Source organism: Cupriavidus sp. GW822-FHT02D05, from assembly GCF_058802485.1.
Map to the genome: position 1 here is coordinate 11,528 of NZ_JBXAOE010000056.1, position 18,616 is coordinate 30,143.

Sequence of the window (18,616 nt, forward strand, 5' to 3'; positions counted from 1 at the left end):
CCAGGTAATCTGGTTGCGTACGCAACAAAATTGGACTATCTTGAACTGGTTGCGCACACAACCAGGAGACAAGACATGTACCAGCGCGAAGCGCACGCCGCATCCCTGCCGGTGCTGCACCCCGGCGGCACGGATTCTCCGCGCCAGGTCGTCATCGCCGGCGGCGGGCCGGTCGGGCTGGCGGTGGCGCTGGCCCTGGCCCGCCACGGCATCCCCAGCGTGGTGCTGGAGGCGGACGACGGCACCTGTGAAGGCAGCCGGGCCATCTGCATCTCCCGGCGCTCGCTGGAAATCCTCGATGCGCTCGGGGTCGCCGCCCCGGTCCTGGACAAAGGCCTCGCCTGGGCGGGCGGCCGCAGCTACTACCGCAACGAGCAGGTGCTGCACTTCACCATGCCGCACGAGCCCGGGCAGGTCTTTCCGCCCATGGTCAATATCCAGCAGTACTACATCGAGCAATACCTGCTCGACGCCATCGCCCGCTACCCGGACCTGATCGAAATCCGCTGGCAGAACCGCGTTACCGCCGTCACGCAAGACAGCAAGGGCGTGACGCTGGCAGTAGCCGCGGGCGACCATGCCTACACCGTGCGCGCGGACTGGCTGGTGGCAGCCGACGGCGGCCGCAGCGCCGTGCGCGATGCGCTAGGCTTGTCGTTGCGCGGCATGCAGTACGAGGGCCGCTACGTCATCGTGGATATCGCCATCGACGCCCCGCGCGAGGTCGAGCGGCTGGCGTGGTTCGATCCGCCGTCCAACCCCGGCTCCACCATCTTGCTGCACCAGCAGCCGGACCAGGTGTGGCGCATCGACTACCAGGTCGGCGAGCACGAGGATGCGGAGCAGGCCGTCAAGCCGGAGAATGTGCTGCCGCGCGTGGCGAGCCACCTCAAGATGATGGGCGTGACCGCGCCTTGGGCGCCGCTGTGGATCTCGATCTACAACGCGAAGTGCCTCACGCTGGATAGCTACGTGCACGGCCGCGCGCTCTTTGCCGGCGACGCCGCGCACCTGGTGCCCATCTTTGGCGTGCGCGGCCTGAACAGCGGCTTCGACGATGCCTTCAACCTCGCCTGGAAGCTTGCCCTTGCCGTGCGCGGCAAGGCCTCCCCCGGCTTGCTGCCCTCCTACTCCACGGAGCGTGTGGCGGCGGCGCGCGAGAACATGCGCTTCGGCGCGAAGAGCACGGAGTTCATGGCCCCGCCCTCGCCTGCCTTTGCCTTGATGCGTGAAGCCGTGCTGGGGCTATCGGCGGCGCACGCGGAACTGCGCTCGCTGATCAACCCGCGCCAGACCAGTCCGGCGGTCTTTGCCGACTCGCCCATTGCCGCGACGGACGACCCTGCCTTCAAGGCCGGTCCGGCGCCGGGCGCCACGCTGCCTGACATGCCGCTGGTCGGCCCGCACGGCACGCCGACTTCGCTGGTCCGCTGCATCGGCAAAGGCTTCACCGCGTTTTGCTTCGCCGGCGCCGGCCAGGATCTGGACGACGCCGTGCCCGGGCTGCGCCAGCTTTGCGACAGCGGCGTCGAACTGGATTGCCACCTGATTGCGGGCACGGCGCCCGCGGCGGGACGGCTGGCCGACCCACAGGATGCCGTGCGGCGCGCACTGGACGGCGTCGACGGTACGCTCTACCTGGTCCGCCCGGATGGCTACGTCAGCGGCCGCTGGCGACAAGCCCGCGCCGGCGATGTGCGAAACGCCATCGCCCTTGCCATGCAGATTGACTAAGCCGGAGAACCCTATGCAAACGACCATGAGCCCGACCGAGCTCGATGAAATCTACACGGCGATGTGCTACCGCATGACCGCGCTCGGCGAGCAAAACACGCCGCTCTACCTGGCCCGCGTGGCGCTGCTGGCGCTCAGCCGCCATGCCGGCTTTGCCGATGCGACGCGATTGCTCGATGAGGTCTCGCACAGCTTCGAAGCCACGGAGGCGGACAACACGCCGGGCCGCGCATCATGACGAGCCCCAAGCTGTCCCTCTCCGACTTCGCCACGTACCGCCTGCACCGCATCGTCAAGCAGTTCGACCGCGGCATCGCGCAGGCCTATTCGGAAGCGCTAGGCCTGTCGCTTAGCGAAGCCAGGACGCTCGCCGCCATCGGCGAGTTCGGCCCCTTCCTGGTCATCGACCTTGCGCGCTTCGCCAACCTGGACAAAAGCCAGGCCAGCCGCGCGGCCGATCACCTCATCAAGCAAGGCCTGGTCAGGCGCGAGCCATCCCCCACTGACGGCCGCGCGGTGCTCATTTCGCTGTCCGCCGAGGGCAAGCCGCTGTTTGAGAAGATCATGCGGATCGCCTCCAGCCGGCACGAGACGCTGATGTCCGCGCTTTCCCCCCAGGAGCGCGCGGTGATGGAGCTCGCGCTGGGCAAGCTGCTGGCGCAGGCGGAGGCGATGCTGTAGGGCTGCCTGCGTTGCGCGCCGGGGGCTTGTGCAGGCGCCCCTCGTCAGGCCTTCTTGACGCGGGGCTTGCGCGGCGTGGCGGCACCGCTGGCCACTGGAATGGCGGCAAGGCCTGCACCCCGTTTCCATCCCTCGATGCCGTCCAGCGTAATGCGCAGCCCTTCCTCGAACGCTATCTCCGAGCTCAGCCGAGAGAACGATTTGCTGACAAAGCGGGCGCCGGGATATTGCAGCGGCGACACGGACTCCAGCTTGTTCTCGATGAAGGCCTGGTGGTAGGCCGGCAACTGGCGGGAAGCCTCCGCCATGCTGGCAGACACAAGGTATTGCGCCAGCAGGTGATAGCCAAGCGCGACTTCGTCCGCGTTGAATCCACCTTGCATGATGGCCGACGTCATGCGGTTGAAAAACTCCATCCCGTAGTCGGTCTCCCCCCGCTGCACATCCTGGAACAGCCGGAAGCGGTTGTGCGAGGCCACATAGATGCTCACACCGGGGTTTTCGATCGCCACCTGGAAACTCAGCCGCGCGAAAGACTCCACGTCGCGGCGCCAGTCCCCGGTGAGCGACGAGAGCCGGCCCAACCGCTGCCGGTAGTAGTCATTCAGCACGCCTGAGACCAGTTGATCCCGCCCGCCCAGGTAATAGTGGATGAGCCCGGGCGCCACGCCAAAATCCTTGGCCAGCTGGACCATGGAGATCTGGTCCAGCGGCATGGTCTTCGTGAGTTCAATGGCGCGCTGCAGGATGGCGACCCGGCTCAGCGTCGCCTCCGCGCCGATCGGCGAGTCCGTCTTGGGCGGACGGCCCCGGCGGCGCGGCATGGCGGGAGGGGGTTCGGCTACGGTGGCGGTTTTCTTGGCGGCTGGCATAGGTCAGTGGCGGATCGGCACAGGAGGCGCAGCTTGATAATTGCGCCCGTGCTAATTCTACCTGTCAACGGGCCGGGTCCGGTCCTGACACATGCTCAAGCGCCGGCGGCCGCCGGCGTCGCGGCCGGCAGTTCGCCCGCCCGGCGGTACCGGCCAAGGGAAAGCGTCAGCGCAGCGGCCAGCAACAGCATGCAGGACAGTGCCAGCAGCGGCGCATCGTAGCTGCCATAGCGGTCGAACCAGGCGCCGAGCCCGATCGGCCCGAGCACCGCGCCAAAGCCATAGCCGGAAAACGCAATGCCGAACAAGGCACCAAAGGAGCGCAAGCCGAAGTACGAACGCACCAGGTACGAGATCAGGTCGCCTTCCGCACCGATGGTGAGGCCAATCAGCATGGTGGCGAGCAGCAGCGCCTGGTAGTCATGCGCCGAGCGCAGCAGGAAGATGCCCAGCGCGCCACCGCCGAAGAACACGCAGGCGACGAATGGTGCGTGGATCCGGTCGATCAGCACGCCGGTCAGGATGCGCCCGATCAGCAGGCCGATGCCCACCATCGAGGCGCTGCGTGCTGCCTGCGCCGGGCTGAAGCCCCGGTCGGCAAACATTGCCGGCAGATGCGGCCCGAGCGACAGCGTAGCGGAGGACCCCAGCACGAACACCGCCCAGATGGCCCACAGGCGATAGGTGCGCAGCGCCTCGGCGAACGGCACGCCGTCAACCACCTGGCCGCGCGCGGCGCCCTGCGCCCTTCCCGCCGCCTTGCGTTCCCGCAACAGCGAGCACGCCAGCAAGGACAATACGATCGACCCGGCGCCCAGCACCACATAAGCAGTGCGCCAGCCATAGCCGGTCACCAGATACTGTGCGGTGGCGGGCATCAACACGGTGCCGGCCCCCAGCCCGCACATGGCAACGCCAAGCGCCAGGCCGAGACGGCGGTCGAACCACTGCGGCAGCACGGCGAGATAGCCGAGCACCGACGTGGCCGCGCCGAACACACCTACCACCACGGACAGGCTGACCCACATGGTCTTGCTGCCGTCCTGCAGTGCCATGCACGCCGTGGCGATGCCGAAGACCACCGCGGACACCGAGATCACGCGCCGGATGCCGTAGCGGTCCATCATGGTCCCGACCAGCGGGCTCACCACCGCCAGCCCGAACATCGAGGCCGCGTAGGACAGCGACGCCTCCGAGCGGCCCCAGCCGAACTCGGCGGCCAGCGGGCGCACGAACACGCCGGCGGTGGCATTGAACAGCGGCGCATAGCCGGCCAGCATGCCAAGCGCCGCACCCAGCACTACCGCGATATAAGGCCAACGTCCAATCCGGGACGCCGTTCCATGGGCTTCTTGCATCATGTCATCTCCTCGGGCACTAACCGCCCTTACACCAGTCCGGTCTTGCTACCGAGATACGCACCGGCATCCGGCGCCACCGCTTCGAGGCCCAGGCGCCGCATCATCTGCCGCGCCGTGCAGACGGCCGTGGAGGTGACGGGCACGCCCAGCGCCAGCTGCGCGCGCTCAATCGCCGCGAACGACGGCATCTGCACGCAGGCGGACAGCACCACCGTGTCCACGCCGGCGGTGTCCAGGCGCTTCACGTCCTCCAGCAACTGCAGCGGATCGCGCTCGCCGACCTCCAGGTTGTCGAGGATCGAGAAGTTGATCGCGTCCTTGACCTCGATGCCTTCGCTTTCGATGTACTCGACCACAGTGCGCGTCAGCGCATCGCTGTAGGGCGCCATCAGCGCGATGCGCCTGGCGCCAAAGTCCTTCAGCTCCTCGACCAGCGCGCCGGCCGAGGTCATGATCGCGGGCTGGTAAGGTGCATCGGCGATGGCCGCGCCAAGGTCTTCAATCACTTGCCGGTGGTAGCCCTTGCCCATGCACATCGTGGCCACCAGGCAGGCCGTGCTCATCACATCCACGCGCGCATCGGCAAGCTCCAGCGCGCAGCGGCCCATGTCGCGGTTCATGCGCTCCAGCTCATGCGCCACCACGCGGTGCATGCGCACGCGGCTGGAGTGAAAGGAGAAACGCTGTGGCAGTTGCTGCATGCGCCCGGCAAAGATGGCGGGCACTTCGCGCTCCATCGTGATGTTGGAGCTGGGAACGATCTGGCCAATTCGGTAATTCATCTTGGGTTCGCTTGTTCGCTTGTTCTCGTTAAGTCTGGGGCTCTGCGGCCGGCTTGCGCAGGAACGTGCTTAGCGCGGCGCGCAGGCAATCCGGGATCGGCGTACCCACGCGCTCGTCCAGCCGCACGCAGATCGGGGAAAACACGGCATCGAACACCGGCGCGCCACCGGGGCGCCTGGCGATGCAGCGGATGTCATAGGAGCGCGTACGGATGGCTTCGACAAAGCACTCGATGTCGATCACGTCGTCCGGCCACAACGTGCCGATGAACTCGAAGCGCATCGCCTTGCACGGCGTGCCCACGCCATGCGCGTCGCCAAGCCGCCCCGCTCCGCCGGCCATGTGGTCGGCAAACAGGCCAACCGCGCCCAGCAGGTAGTCGGTGAAGCGGCCCGTGTACACCACGCCAGCGGGATCGCAATCGCCCCAGCGCACGGTACGGCGCACCACGAACGGCCGCTCGCTCAGCACGTATTCGGTGGCACGCATCATGGCTGCGGCACGGTGAGATCGGTGACGCCCGCGGCGGCCAGCTCGGCGATCAGGGTCGGATACTGTTCACGCAGCCGGTTCACATCCACGCGGCCGGTGCGGGTCATGAAGCGGTAGACGAACTCATGCGGCGTTGCCACGTTCATCCATTCGCGGATACGCTCGTACCAGTTGTACGAAGCCTCCGAGGCGCGGATGAGCTTGGCCTTTTGCGGTCGGCGCACCTCGTCGTAGCACTGCAGCGCCGCCGGCACGTCACCGGGGAAGGCGACGATAGCCTCGGCCAGCGCGATCGCGTCTTCCATGGCGATCCGGGTACCCGAGCCGATCGAGAAGTGGGCGCTGGTCAGCGCATCCCCGATCAGCACCTGGTTGCCGACGTGCCAGGTCTGGTTGATCACGACCGGGAACTGGCGCCAGTTCGAGTTGTTGGAGACCAGCTTGTAGCCACCCAGCTCCGCGCCGAACACCGTCTCGAACAGGGCCTGGCGCGCCTCGTTGGACATGGCGTCCATACCGAAATCCTGCCAGGTCCCGTGGTCGCACTCAGCCACGAACGTGCTCATGGAGTCCGAATACGGGTAATAGTGCGCGACAAAATAGCCGCCCTCGTACTGCCGGAACACCAAGGCCGGATTGGGGAACGCCTTCTCCACGCCGTACCAGGCAAAGTGGTTGGTCAGGTTGTGGCGCGTGGTGCCGAAGCCCTCCTCGTTGGACGCCCGCAGCAGCGAGTTGACGCCATCGGCGCCCACGACCAGGTCGGCCTCGATGGCCGAAAAGTCGCTGATGCGCTTGTTGTACGTCACGCGCACGCCGAGTTCGCGGGCACGCGCCTGCAGCACCGACAGCAGCTGGATGCGAGGAATCGCGCCGCCGCCCGCGCCGGGGCGCTTCATGGTGATCGGCGCCTCGTGGCTCACGATGGTGTGCCGGTCGCTGAAACGCATCGCCTTGGCGAGTTCGTCGACCACCGCCGGGGATGCGGCGCGCAGGTTGGACAGCCCGGTGTCGGCGAGCACCACGCCGAAGCCGAAGGTGGCGTCCTCCGGGTTTTGCTCGTAGATGTCGATCTCCACCGATGCCAGCCGCTCCTTGAGCAGGATGGAGAGGAAGAGCCCGGCGGGGCCGCCCCCGATGATGGCGACGTTCATTGCGGCTTTCATTGCGCCTCCTCCGGGGAAATCACCAGCGCGTCCATATCGAACTGGACGATGCGCCCGACCAGGCCGCCGGTCAGCGCGCCGTACCAGACTGCCGGCTTGAAGCCTAGCGCCTTGCGCCGCAAGCGGATCTGCGGATTGCCGTCGATGCGCACATAGCCGTTTTTCAGCGAGGTGGTGGCATAGCCTTCGGTAGTACGCGCCACGCCGATCAGCGCGGCAAACTCCGGCACGTCCAGCACATAGACCGATGCCTTGCCAGCCTGCTCCGGTGCCGTGCCGATCTGCGCGGCCTTGCGTTGCCAGACCGGCTCGATGGACGTGAAAGCCGTGGCGGCGTCCGCTGCCTGCTCCAGCTGCATGGCTGCCTCGATGGTCAACGCCGCGTCAAGCGCATCGGCCTCGCTGAACGGGCGCAGTTGCCAGGTGATCTCGATCGGATAGCCGTTGGGATCGTTGAAGTAGATCGACTCGATGACCTCGTGCCGGATCTGGTAGCGCACCGGAATGCCGACCGCTTCCACGCGCTGCCGCCATTCCAGCAGCTCTGCTTCGTCGCGCACGCGCCAGGCGGTGTGCGTGGCGCGATCCTGGTAGTGCTCGCGCACCGCCAGCCAGTCCGGCCGCTCGGTGCCGATGTAGTAGAAGAAGGCAATGGTGCTGCTGTTGCCGCTATCGAAGAAGAAGTGCAGGAAATCCGCATGGTTGTCCGGGCCCCAGCCCTTGGCCGAGATGGCGTGGACCAGCGGCAGGCCAAGCAGGTCTCGGTAGAAATGCACGGTCTGGGCCAGCTTCCAGGTGGGGCGCGCGGTGTGATGCACGCCATGCAACTGCACGGACGGCACGCCGACAAGGTGTTTCGCTTCGGTCATTTCACTTCCCTTCGGTTACGGTGTTGCCGGCCGTCTCGGCCTCGAGCAACTGGATGATCTGCTGGCGCAACAGCACCTTGCTGAGCTTGCCGGATGCGGTCAGCGGGAACTCTCGGACGACCTCCAGCCGCTCTGGCCACTTGAACTTGGCCAGGCCGGCTTCCTGCAGGTATTGGGTCAGTTGCGCCAGCGTGAGGTCGCTTGCGGGCGGCTTGGGTATGACGAAGGCGCACACGCGCTCCCCATAGACGCGGTCGGGCATGCCCACCACAGCGCAGGCCAACACGCCCGGGTGCAGGTTGACGACGTTCTCCAGCTCCTCGGCATTGATCTTCTCGCCGCCGCGATCCACCACATCCTTGATGCGCCCGAAAAAGAAGTAATAGCGTTTGCCGTCCACCACGCGCGACGTCATCAGGTCGCCGGAGCGGTAGAAGCCGTCCGCGGTGAAGCGCGTCTGGTCCTCCTTCTCGGATTTGTAGTAACCGCGGATGGTGTAAGGCCCGCGGAACAGGGCCTCGCCGGGTTCGCCGTCGGCCACGGGATCCTCCGTGCCCGGTGACACGAGCTTGACCTCGTCATGCGCCGACACCGGGCTGCCGACGGAGGTGTCGCGGATCTCCTGCGGGTCATCCTTGCGGGCGAACATGATCACGCCTTCGGTCATGCCGAAGATATGGTGCGTGGGCGAGCCCGTCAGGCGGGTCAGGCCCGCGGCGTTCTTCGGCGCGATGAAATTCCTGCGCGCCCGCGCGCCGGCATCCGACTGCGCCAGTTCCGGCGCAATGCGCGTGAGGATCGGCCCGGCCACGCCGAACCAGGTAGGCTGGTAATCGCGCACCAGGCCGCGCAGGTTTTCCTCGCTAAGATCCGGCGTGACCGTCAATGTGGCGCCGGTCAGCAGGAACGGGCCGAAGAAGCAGCCCATGTTGAGGTTGTGCATGTACGGCGTGGGGAAGAACAGCACGTCGTCCTTCGTGTAGCCATTGCACGCAGCCACCGCGCGCATGTTGTAGAGGTACTCGCTCTGGAAGCGCGGGATGATTTTAGGCACGCCCGTGGTGCCGCCGGAGAGCTGGAATACGGCGGCCTGGAAGGGATCTAGCTTCACGCCCGCCAGGATCTCGCGCGCGTGAGCCAGCGGCATCTCTTCGATCAGGTCGGCTAGCAACACCGCGCTGCCACGACGCTCGCCACGTGCTTGCAGGATGATGGAGAAACTCGGCACTTCGGCCTGCATTTCCTGCGCGAAGGCCACGTCGTCGAACTTGGCGTCATCGCCCTGCACGACATGCAGGCGGGCTTCGCAGAGATTGCCGAGGTAGCCGATTTCCAGCTTGCGGAACGCCTGGAGCGAGCAAAGCGGAATGATGCCCGCCTTCAGGCAGCCCAGGAACGCCAGCAGCAGCTCATTGCTGTTGCCGCACTGGAACACCGCGCGATCCAGAGGCCGCAGGCCCAGCGCCAGCAGCGCAGCGCCAAGGCGCTCGGTCTTCTCGTCCAGGTCGCGGTAGGTCAGCCGGCCTTCCGGGCCGACCAGCGCGAGCCGGTCCGCGTGGGTCCTAAACGATGCGCGAAAGGCCCCGGTCAGCGTTTCTTGCGTCAGCACGCCGTCGGCAACATAGCGCCGTAGCCGGTCCTCGTCGGGATACCTGACCCCCGCCAGCAATTCCGGGGGCCGTACCGATTGGGATTGCATCATGTCTCTCTACCCTTGCTTGTCTGTTTTCTGTTGTCTGTTTTCCGTCAGCGCGCCGCATTGGCCTGCGGCGCACGGGATGACTTTCCTTACACCATCAGCTCGCGCAGCCACTCGACGATGTGCGCCCCGGCGATACGCTGGCCCGGCTCCTCGTCGCGGCTCAGTGCCATGCCATGGTGATTGCCGCGCACGCGGATGTGGCGCTTTTCCGTGCTGCCGATCTGCGCATAGATGGACTCGATATCGGCCGGGAACGTGCACTGGTCGCCGGTGTATTCCAGCAGCAGCGTGGGCTGGTGCACCGCGCCGATGGTCTTGTCCAGCGACGCGTTGGAAGTCAGCCCCGACCAGGTCGACAGCCAGGACTCCGGCGTCACCACGCGTGCGAAGCCAACGCTGCCCCAGTTGGAAACAAAGGGGTCCTTGCCCCACAGCGTGCCCGTTTGGCGGTCCGACGGGTCCAGGGTGATGTCCCAGGACCGCAGGTCAGCGTCCGTGCGCCAGACGTGGAAGATGGGCGCATGCGCGGCCACACGCCGGTCCAGCTCGCTGCCGGCGCCTGCCTTGATGCGCTGGCGGGCGGCCTGCTTGCGGCGCAGCAGTTGCCTCGCGTGCTCGTCGATCCGCTTCACCCGCTCTTCCTGCGCGGCGCTGTAGCGCGCGACAAAGTCCGGCGCATAGCTGCCGCGTCCACTCGCGGCGTCGAAGCCGTTCGCCGCGGAGAACGGATCGAGCGACGCATCGGTTTGCATCGGGTCGTTCTCGTCGACCACGGAGGGATCGAGCCCGGTCATCAAAAGCTTGCCCTGCCCGGGATGCGGAGAGATCAGGATCATGCCGTCAACCGTGGGCATCTGCAGCTCGGCCAGGTTGGTCGGACGGCCACCCGGGGTCCGCGCGATGCGCTGCGCAGCCGGCGCGAGCGCCTGCTGGTTGTAGAAGGTGTACAGCGAAGCGCCGCCGGAATTGCCCAGCAGCACGATGCGCGCAAAACCCAGCTCGCGCAGGTGCGTCATGCCTGCCGCCACGTCGAACAACGCGATCTCATGCTCCAGCCGCAGGTCGTTGCCGATCGACCGGGGGCCCTGCACCCAGCAGGCGCAGCCGGCGTCGAGAATGAACGGCACGAGATAGTGCGTGATCGCCATCTCGCGGGGGTGCATGATGGAAACGACGGTCTTTTCCTTGCCGGTCGCCGTGAAGAGAAAGCCGAGCGTGCGCTGGCCGTCCGCGGTACCCAGCGCATAGGGGACCATCTGGTAAGGACGCGTCATCAGTCGTGCATCCCACGACGCGCCACGCATGCCCGCTGTTACCTGTGCCTTGTTCTGCTCCGCCACGGCGTCTCCTTTGATTAAATGCTACCGTCTCAATAATTTAGACATTATTTGAGTGCATGTCAATTAATGGTAAACCTTGCCCCACCGCTACGCAGCCGGCGCCCGGCCATGAACAAAAAAGCGGCTGCATCGTCATATCGACGGGCAGCCGCGAAGAGCCGGCGTTAGCCGCACGGGAAAGTGCCAGATGTGCCCGGCGACAAGCGCGCTAGACGCCGCCACTCAAAAGCTGTGTCGCAGGCCCACCACCGTGCCAAGCTGATTGGCGCCAGGGACGATCGAGCCGTCGTAACCGTTGGCGCTAAGCGCGGAGCCGCCGCTGTTCTTTGTGTAGGAGGCCGTCAGGTAGGCATCGGTACGCTTGGAGAACCGGTAGTCGACCGACAGCACAAAGGAGATCGGGTCCTTGGCCGAGGTGCGGTCATTAGTCTTGTACACGGCGCCGGTCAGCGCAACGGCCGGCGCCAGGTTCCAGTTCACGCCGGTCCACATCAGGTCCGTGCGCGACATCGACGCCAGCAACTGGCTCGCCAGCCTGCGGTAGCCCACATAGATGCTGACCGCCTCCAGATCCACCGCGGCCGTCCCGACATAGCGCCGCTCGGTCTTGCCGGCCGTCGCGGCGCTGTTGCCATTGAACTGGTCATACACGCCGCCCACGCGAAAACGGCCAGCCTGGTAGGTAAGGCCCGCGCTCATGTCGCGCCCCACGCGGCTGTTGCCCGGCACCTCCGAACCGTTGGCCACCGTGGAGTCCACCCCGAAGCTATACAGCGCCGCTACGGTCAGCCCGCCAAACTTGCCGGTGTACTTGGCTGCGTTGTCCACGCGACCCGCCAGCCAGCTGTCGTGGCTGAACGACGAGTACTTCGGCGCGAAGAACATCGGGTCGAACGAGATGATCAGGTCGAACATCAGGTTGTGATGCCGGCCTAGCGTGAACTGGCCATACGTGCTGCTGTCGAAGCCGACATAGGCCTTGCGTCCAAAGATCCGGCCGCCCTGCGAGGACACTCCGGTATCGAGCATCATGCCGCCTTCCAGCACAAAGAGACCCTTCAGGCCGCCACCGAGATCCTCCACCCCACGCATGCCCCAGCGGCTGCCGGCAATGTTGCCGGAAGTCATGCGGAACAGGCTGTCCCCCTGCTTTGCCGCGTTCGGCACGCGGTTCAGGTATTCGACGCCCGCGTCCACCACGCCATACATCGTGACGGACGACTGGGCGTGCGCCTGCCCGTGGGTCAGTGCCGCCAGCGTGGCCGCGGCCATGGCCAGTGCTTTCTTCATTGCTCCTCCTTGATCGGGTCTGGTCCGCGAGCTGCGATCGGCCCGCGGGCTATCGTGCCGTTGCCCGACAGGCGGCTTCGGCAACGGATGCCTTCCCGTTAAATTGATATAGACTCAATAAATGTTATTGTTTTTTGATTCCATATCAAATAATGGTTTTCCCGATGCCGAGGCACCTAGGAAAGATGCAACTCAAGTCCCCGGCGAGCCCGCGTCTTCTTGCTCGGGCGCTTGCTTCGCCATGCGCCGCTGGCATACTCGCCATGTGGGTTAGCGCACGTGCCCACGCACGGCCCGGCCTTAAGCTCACCGCGTCACAGCCATGCCACCGTTGTCAGCCTTGATTGAGGACAGACGCCATGACCCTGTACGTGCTCTCGCTTTTTATCGGCATCGTGGCTGGCCTGCGCGCCATGACGGCGCCTGCCGCCGTCAGCTGGGCGGTCCACGCGGGCTTGCTGGATCTGTCGGGCAGCTGGCTTGCCTTCATGGGCTATCGGTTCACGCCATGGGTCTTCAGCGTGCTGGCCGCAGTGGAGCTCATCACCGACAAGCTGCCCGGCACGCCGAGCCGCAAGGTGCCGCCGCAGTTCGGCGCGCGCATTCTCTCGGGGGCGCTGTGCGGGGCCACGATCGGCGCGGGTGGCGGCATGCTGGTGGGAGGGGGCATTCTTGGCGCCGTGGGCGCGGTGATCGGCACGCTCGGCGGCGCGGCGGTGCGCGCGCGCCTTGCGGCGATATTCGGCAGGGACCTGCCGGCGGCGGTCATTGAGGACCTGGTTGCCGTCATTGGCGCGGCGGTCATCGTCCTGTCGCTGGCTTAGAGGCCATTTCAAAACGATGCTGGCGTCGTCGCGCGGCCTTGGCCGATCCGCTTGTACTGTCTGCGGCCGCGCGCCTGGCCAGAACCGCTTCGCTTCATCTTGAAACGGCCTCTTAGGCACCGCCGCCAGCTGGTCCTACAACGGATCGACCAGGCTGCGCACGACCTCCGCCAGGCGGGCCGCGCGTGCGCGCCCCTTCGCGTCCAGGCCAAGCGCGCCACCCGCGGCCAGCGCCTGCAGGCCAAAGGCGGCGTCGGTCATGTCGCGCCATGAGGGGTGGTCGGCGTGCATGGCCTCCAGCGCCTGCGCGCCAGCCGCCAGGCGCGCTGGGTCAGGCTGCTGGCCGGCCGCCAGGTCTTCCAGTACCGCCGCTGCGTCGAGCAAACCCTTGCGGTCCATATCGGCATCTCCCTCTCAAACTTAATGGCAAATTGACGGTCCCGCAGTGCATTTTTTTGCAGGCCCGGCGATGGGTTTCGCTGCGGTTGGCGACACGCCGTGGGCGGCGCCGACCCAAACGATATGCGCGGACTTTCACCCCTTATTCACTCAATTGGCCCCAGGCCCACGCCGCTACGATCTTGAGCGTGAAGAGTGAAGCACACGATCGGGATTACCCCCTGGTTTTCGGTCGATGCGCACATCTTCAGCGCGAAACGAGGACAAGATCGGCGCCCACAGCCGACAGATCAGCGAGCCGGGGTGAAGTCAGCAGCATCTAAATGGCCAGTGGCGTCCCACGGCTGTCCCGGCGTATCCGTATCTACCCTCGTGTCGACAACATCAAGGGCGACGCGACAGCCAGGCCACTGGCACCGGATTTCCTGCCAGGAACCAGCGGCTTGTCGCAATACAGCGCACGCTTATGGCGACGCCATCGATCAGTACCTCGCCCGAGGAAGCCCTGCGTGCCGGCCGTATCATCCGCGCGCAACTGGCTCTCCTGACCAGCCGGGCCGCTTCGGCGGGCCGGCCTCCTCCAACATGCAATTAAGGGATTGCAACCATGGCTATTTCCTCGATAGGAGTCGGGTCCCAGCTGGACCTGAGCACCTTGCTGGACAATCTGCAAAAGGCGGAAGAGACCAAGCTCACTGCCCTGACCAAGAAGGCCACCGTCCACACCACCAAGCTCTCCGCTTATGGTCTGCTGCAAGGCGCGCTGGCTTCGTTCCAGAATGCCGCCAGCGCGCTCGGCTCGGCGAGCCTGTACAACAGCAGCACCACCACCTCCAGCAATACCGGCGTGCTGGGCGTCGTGGCCGACAAGTCCGCCTTGGCGGGCAGCTATGCCGTCAAGGTGTCGCAGCTGGCGCAGTCGCAAACGCTGGTGTCCAATGGCATCACCGACAGCACGGGCCAGTTGCTGGGCAGCGCCAAGATCACGATCGAATTCGGCACCACCGAGGGCGCCGTCTTCACGCCCGGCACCGCCAAGCCTGCCTCGATCAACATCAACGGCACCAACAATACGCTGGCCGGCATCCGCGATGCGATCAATGCATCCAACTCGGGCGTAACCGCCAGCATCGTCAACGATGGCGGCAGCACGCCGTACCGCATGGTACTGACGTCCAACACCACGGGCGCCAAGTCCAGCATGCGCATCTCCGTGGACAGCAACGGCGCCGGCGACCCCAGCACCATTGCCGGCTTGCTGGCGTATGACCCGGCCGGCACCAAGGCGATGAAGCAGAACATCGAGGCCCTCGATGCCAAGCTGAACATCAACGGCATCGACGTGAGCAGCCCGACCAACTCGGTGCAAGGCGCCGCGCCGGGCCTGACGCTGAACCTGCTGAGCAAGGGCGATAGCACGGTGACCGCCGTCACCGACACCGGGACGATGGCTACCGCCGTACAGAGCTTTGTCACGGCCTACAACACGCTGCAAAGCACCGCCGCGAAGCTGTCCGCCTTCGACAAGAGCAACAAGGGCACGCAGTCGCCGCTGCTGGGCGATGCTACGCTGCGCACGATCCAGAACCAGTTGCGCTCCGTGTTCAACGCGCCGCAGACCGCCACCAGCGACTCCAGCCTGGTCAACCTGACCCAGATCGGGATCTCGTTCAAGGCCGACGGCTCCATGGGGCTCGACACCGCCAAGCTGAACAAGGCGCTCGCCACCAACCGGACCGGCGTGGCGCAGCTGTTCAGCGGTGCCGACGGCAAGTCCGGCTATGGCAATCAACTGACGGAAATGGTGAAATCGTTCAGTGCCACAAAGGGCGCGCTGACGACGGCCACCGAAGGCCTCAACACCAACCTGAAGGACCTCGACAGCGCCTACACCCGCACCTCCGCGGGGATCGACGCCACGATGGCACGCTATCGCGCGCAGTTCCAGCAGCTTGACCTGATGATGACCCGGATGAACTCCACCAAAACCTACCTCACGCAGCAATTCGCAGCGATGAACAAAACAACGTCCAACCAGCAGTAATCAGCACCGCAGCCGTCCTGCCCGCAAGTGCGGGACGGCCCCGCTAACGGCTTACCGTCCTCGCTTTCCCTTGATGGCATAACCGTGCGATGCCGCTACACTGTCGCCTGATCCTAGCCAGTCCATCAGGAACCGCCCCATATGCGCGAACAAGAACAGAGCGGAAACACCCCTCCTTTACGATCCCCCTCGCTGCGTCAAGCCGCAAGCATCCTGGTAGTGCGCGATGGCGCGGCCGGCATGGAAGTGCTGCTGGTGCGTCGCCCCGAGCGCGACGACGACCGCAGCAGCGGCGCCTTCGTCTTTCCCGGCGGCACGCTCGACCCCCAAGACAAGACCCTGCACGACGCCAGCGCCGGCCTGGACGATGCCGCGGCCAGCACCCGTCTCAAGCTGCCTGACGGCGGCCTGGATTTCTACCTGGCAGCCGTGCGCGAGTGTTTCGAGGAAGCCGGCCTGCTGTTCGCGAGCGATGCCAGCGGCAAGCTGATCGCGCTGGACACGCTGGATGCCACGCAGCAGGCATGGCTGAGGCAATCCGCGCGCAGCGGTGGGCCGGGCATGGCGCAGCTCTGCGAGCGCCTTGGCGTGCGCCTGGCTGTGGACCGCCTGGCGTATCACAGCCACTGGCTGACGCCACCCGGCTTGCCCAAGCGCTTCGACACGCGTTTTTTCGTGGCCGTGGCGCCCGCCGGCCAGTCCGCCACGCACGATGGCGACGAGGCCGTGGAGCATCTCTGGATACGCCCGAGCGATGCCATCGATCCGGCGCGCGGCCTGAAGCTGGTGGCCGTCACGCGGCGCACGCTAGCGTCGATTGCCCGCTTCGACACTGCTCAGGCCTGCTTTGACCATGCGGCGCAGCTGCGCGACATTGCGCGCATCATGCCGCGCCTGGCCCAAGGCGGCGGTGGCCTGCGGCCCGTGCTGCCCAGCGAGCCCGCCTATGCCGAGATCGAGCGCATCGACCCGCAAGGCCAGGGCCATGCGCGCTATGAGCTGGCGACCGGCGCCGCGGTACGCCTGTCCGAGCGCATCTGGCGCGTCACCGCCGGCAATGGCAGCGTGATGACCGGGCCCGGCACCAATACGTATTTCGTGGGCGATCCGGCGCGCAACGAATGGGCCGTGATCGATCCGGGCCCCGACGACGAAGCCCATGTGGCCGCCGTGCTGGCGGCCGCGCCAGGCCCGATCCGCTGGATCCTGGCCACCCACACCCACATCGACCACTCGCCGGCGGCATCCAGGCTCAAGGCCGCCACCGGCGCGCCGGTGCTGGGCCGCCCCGCGCCGCAGACGCCACGCCAGGACCAGACCTTCCAGCCCGAGCGCATCCTGGCGCACGGCGAGCGCCTGGCGCTGGGCGAAGGCTGCACGCTGCGTGTCGTCCACACGCCGGGCCATGCATCCAATCATCTTTGCTTCCTGCTCGAGGAAGAAAAGACCCTGTTCACCGGCGACCACGTGATGCAGGGATCCACCGTCGTCATCAATCCGCCCGACGGTGACATGCGCGCGTACCTGGCCTCGCTGGCCGCGTTGCAGGACGAAGACCTGGAATGGCTCGCGCCCGGCCACGGCTTCCTGATGCCCCGGCCCGTGGATGCCATCCGCACCTTGATCCGCCATCGCATGCAGCGTGAGGCAAAGGTGCTCAACGGGCTACGGGAGCTTGGCGAGACCGGCATCGACGCCCTGCTCCTGCGCGTCTACGACGACGTGCCGGAGCGCATGCTCCCGGTGGCAAAGCGCTCGCTGCTGGCGCACCTGCTCAAGCTGGTGGAGGACGGCCGCGTGCAGGAGTCCGACGAGACGTGGCAGGTGCCCAAGCACGCAGCAGGTTGAAACGCGGCGCTCAGATGCAAACAAAAAGCCGACCTCGACAGGTCGGCTTTTTCATGTGCCAGCAGCGGGCTGCCATCTCGTCCGATACTTCCCGGATATTTGATACGTCTTATACGTCTTGTACGTATTACTCGGATACCGAAGCCATCAGCAGGTCCGCGGCGGACTCCAGCCGCTCAGGCGCCCCAAACAGCCGCGCAACGATCAGGCCGTTCTGCAGCGCGCCGTAGATCACCTGCGCCAGCGCGCGAGCCGTCACCGGGTAGACCTTGCCGTATTCCTTCTGCGCGCGCTCGATCAGCCCCATCAGCCAGTTCTCGTTCATGCGGTAGAACGCCTTGAGCTCGGCGTGAACCGACTCCGGCAGGCACAGCGTCTCGGTGGACAACATGCCCGCGAGGCAGATCTGGTCGCCGCAGGCCGCGGTACGCAGGAAGATTAGGTAGCCCTCGGCTTGCGCGGCAGGGGGAAGCGAAGCATCCACGCTACGCAGCCGCTCGGAGATGCGGGCGCTGTATTCCTTCACCGCCTCCAGCACCAGGTCGTCCTTGGCGGGGAAGTAATAATGGATGCTCGACGTCTTCACGCCGACCAGCTCGGCCAGGTCGCGATAGCTGAAACCATTGAAACCGCGTCGGCGGATAAGCACCAACGTGTGTTCGAGCAGTTGTTCGCGTACGGATTGCGTTTTCATAGCGTGATCTTATCTATCTATCGATAGATCCTCAAGCCAATTTCGTGTGCAGTCGCAACAAGCCGGCTTAGTTGGCCTAAGTTACGCCTCAATTGCGCTTATCACCGCCCTATGTCGGCTCACGCCGGGAGCACTTGCGCCACCACGGTGATTGCAGAGCCACTGGCGACACAGAGAACCACCCAGCCGGCCAGGATAAGGAAGCTGTCCCGTAAGTTCATGATGCACCCCTACTCTATTTCACGCTCACTCTGTTTCCCAACCGCTATCGGGCATCCGTGCGGCGATCGCCGGGATGCCCATGCCGCGCTCAGGCATTGGCGCCTTCGCTGAACACGTCGAACTTGCCGCCACGCGCGCCATCGGTGTAAGCGTCAACGCTGCGGGCCGGGCTGGCGGAGACGCCGCTGCGATCCAGGCCGGCTACCACGCGGGCACCATCCGTGTACGGGTCAGCCTTGCCAACGCGTGCGCCTTCGGTGAACGGGTCGAACTTGCCGCTGCGCGCGCCGTCGGT

Annotated in this window: 17 protein-coding genes and 1 pseudogene; 6 read left to right on the forward strand and 12 right to left on the reverse strand. The window is 65.8% G+C overall.

Annotation, left to right across the window (positions count from 1 at the left end; genetic code table 11):
• Positions 1–75 precede the first annotated feature (75 nt).
• From AC1RQK_RS39310 to AC1RQK_RS39320, 3 genes are read left to right on the forward strand one after another with little or no spacing between them, the layout of a single operon-like run.
• Positions 76–1,734, forward strand: a complete 1,659-nt coding sequence (locus tag AC1RQK_RS39310) for an FAD-dependent monooxygenase (protein ID WP_492814959.1) — start codon at positions 76–78, stop codon at positions 1,732–1,734.
• A 13-nt stretch (positions 1,735–1,747) separates the two neighbouring features.
• Positions 1,748–1,972, forward strand: a complete 225-nt coding sequence (locus tag AC1RQK_RS39315; protein ID WP_492814961.1) for a hypothetical protein — start codon at positions 1,748–1,750, stop codon at positions 1,970–1,972.
• A complete protein-coding gene (locus AC1RQK_RS39320) occupies positions 1,969–2,415 on the forward strand; it encodes a MarR family winged helix-turn-helix transcriptional regulator (protein WP_492370607.1) in 447 nt (148 codons plus the stop codon). Before AC1RQK_RS39315 ends, AC1RQK_RS39320 begins: the two co-directional genes overlap by 4 nt.
• A gap of 44 nt (positions 2,416–2,459) precedes the next feature.
• Here AC1RQK_RS39320 and AC1RQK_RS39325 read toward each other — a convergent pair whose 3' ends face one another.
• The 9 genes from AC1RQK_RS39325 to AC1RQK_RS39365 all read right to left on the reverse strand — a co-directional run bounded on the left by AC1RQK_RS39325 (position 2,460) and on the right by AC1RQK_RS39365 (position 12,290).
• Positions 2,460–3,287: a TetR/AcrR family transcriptional regulator gene (locus tag AC1RQK_RS39325; protein ID WP_492814963.1), complete on the reverse strand. Its 828-nt coding sequence runs from the start codon at positions 3,285–3,287 to the stop codon at positions 2,460–2,462.
• Between the two features lie 95 nt (positions 3,288–3,382).
• Positions 3,383–4,645, reverse strand: coding sequence for an MFS transporter (locus AC1RQK_RS39330; RefSeq protein ID WP_492814980.1), 1,263 nt, complete (start codon positions 4,643–4,645; stop codon positions 3,383–3,385).
• A gap of 29 nt (positions 4,646–4,674) precedes the next feature.
• Entirely contained in the window at positions 4,675–5,430 is a 756-nt protein-coding gene (locus AC1RQK_RS39335; protein WP_492814965.1) for a maleate cis-trans isomerase family protein, read from the reverse strand.
• Between the two features lie 28 nt (positions 5,431–5,458).
• A complete protein-coding gene (locus tag AC1RQK_RS39340; protein WP_492814967.1) occupies positions 5,459–5,923 on the reverse strand; it encodes an acyl-CoA thioesterase in 465 nt (154 codons plus the stop codon).
• Positions 5,920–7,077 carry an FAD-dependent monooxygenase gene (locus AC1RQK_RS39345; protein WP_492814982.1) on the reverse strand — a complete coding sequence of 386 codons (1,158 nt, stop codon included), beginning with the start codon at positions 7,075–7,077 and terminating at the stop codon, positions 5,920–5,922. Before AC1RQK_RS39345 ends, AC1RQK_RS39340 begins: the two co-directional genes overlap by 4 nt.
• A gap of 8 nt (positions 7,078–7,085) precedes the next feature.
• Entirely contained in the window at positions 7,086–7,958 is an 873-nt protein-coding gene (locus AC1RQK_RS39350) for a VOC family protein (RefSeq protein WP_492814969.1), read from the reverse strand.
• Between the two features lies 1 nt (position 7,959).
• Positions 7,960–9,660 (reverse strand): AMP-binding protein, encoded by a 1,701-nt coding sequence (locus AC1RQK_RS39355; protein WP_492814971.1) that lies wholly within the window; start codon positions 9,658–9,660, stop codon positions 7,960–7,962.
• 86 nt (positions 9,661–9,746) lie between these two features.
• Positions 9,747–10,934 (reverse strand): alpha/beta fold hydrolase, encoded by a 1,188-nt coding sequence (locus AC1RQK_RS39360; RefSeq protein ID WP_492814984.1) that lies wholly within the window; start codon positions 10,932–10,934, stop codon positions 9,747–9,749.
• 288 nt (positions 10,935–11,222) lie between these two features.
• Complete coding sequence (locus tag AC1RQK_RS39365; protein WP_492814973.1) at positions 11,223–12,290, reverse strand: porin; 1,068 nt, start codon at positions 12,288–12,290, stop codon at positions 11,223–11,225.
• A gap of 359 nt (positions 12,291–12,649) precedes the next feature.
• Here AC1RQK_RS39365 and AC1RQK_RS39370 point away from each other — a divergent pair, with 359 nt between their 5' ends.
• Positions 12,650–13,114 carry a DUF4126 domain-containing protein gene (locus tag AC1RQK_RS39370; protein WP_492814975.1) on the forward strand — a complete coding sequence of 155 codons (465 nt, stop codon included), beginning with the start codon at positions 12,650–12,652 and terminating at the stop codon, positions 13,112–13,114.
• Positions 13,115–13,249: 135 nt separating this feature from the next.
• Here the strand turns inward: AC1RQK_RS39370 and AC1RQK_RS39375 are convergent, their stop codons facing one another.
• Positions 13,250–13,513 carry a hypothetical protein gene (locus tag AC1RQK_RS39375; RefSeq protein WP_492370616.1) on the reverse strand — a complete coding sequence of 88 codons (264 nt, stop codon included), beginning with the start codon at positions 13,511–13,513 and terminating at the stop codon, positions 13,250–13,252.
• Between the two features lie 607 nt (positions 13,514–14,120).
• On the opposite strand from AC1RQK_RS39375, the gene fliD reads away from it, so the two are divergent.
• On the forward strand, positions 14,121–15,557 hold the full coding sequence (gene fliD, locus AC1RQK_RS39380) for a flagellar filament capping protein FliD (protein ID WP_492370617.1): 1,437 nt from the start codon (positions 14,121–14,123) through the stop codon (positions 15,555–15,557).
• A gap of 141 nt (positions 15,558–15,698) precedes the next feature.
• The gene (locus AC1RQK_RS39385; RefSeq protein WP_492370618.1) at positions 15,699–17,405 is read left to right on the forward strand and encodes an MBL fold metallo-hydrolase; all 1,707 of its coding nucleotides are present in this window, start codon (positions 15,699–15,701) and stop codon (positions 17,403–17,405) included.
• 127 nt (positions 17,406–17,532) lie between these two features.
• On the opposite strand, the gene AC1RQK_RS39390 is transcribed toward AC1RQK_RS39385, so the two are convergent.
• Positions 17,533–18,099 carry a TetR/AcrR family transcriptional regulator gene (locus AC1RQK_RS39390; RefSeq protein ID WP_492814978.1) on the reverse strand — a complete coding sequence of 189 codons (567 nt, stop codon included), beginning with the start codon at positions 18,097–18,099 and terminating at the stop codon, positions 17,533–17,535.
• A 310-nt stretch (positions 18,100–18,409) separates the two neighbouring features.
• Positions 18,410–18,616 (reverse strand): annotated as a pseudogene (locus AC1RQK_RS39395) (copper resistance protein CopQ); the annotation flags it as partial.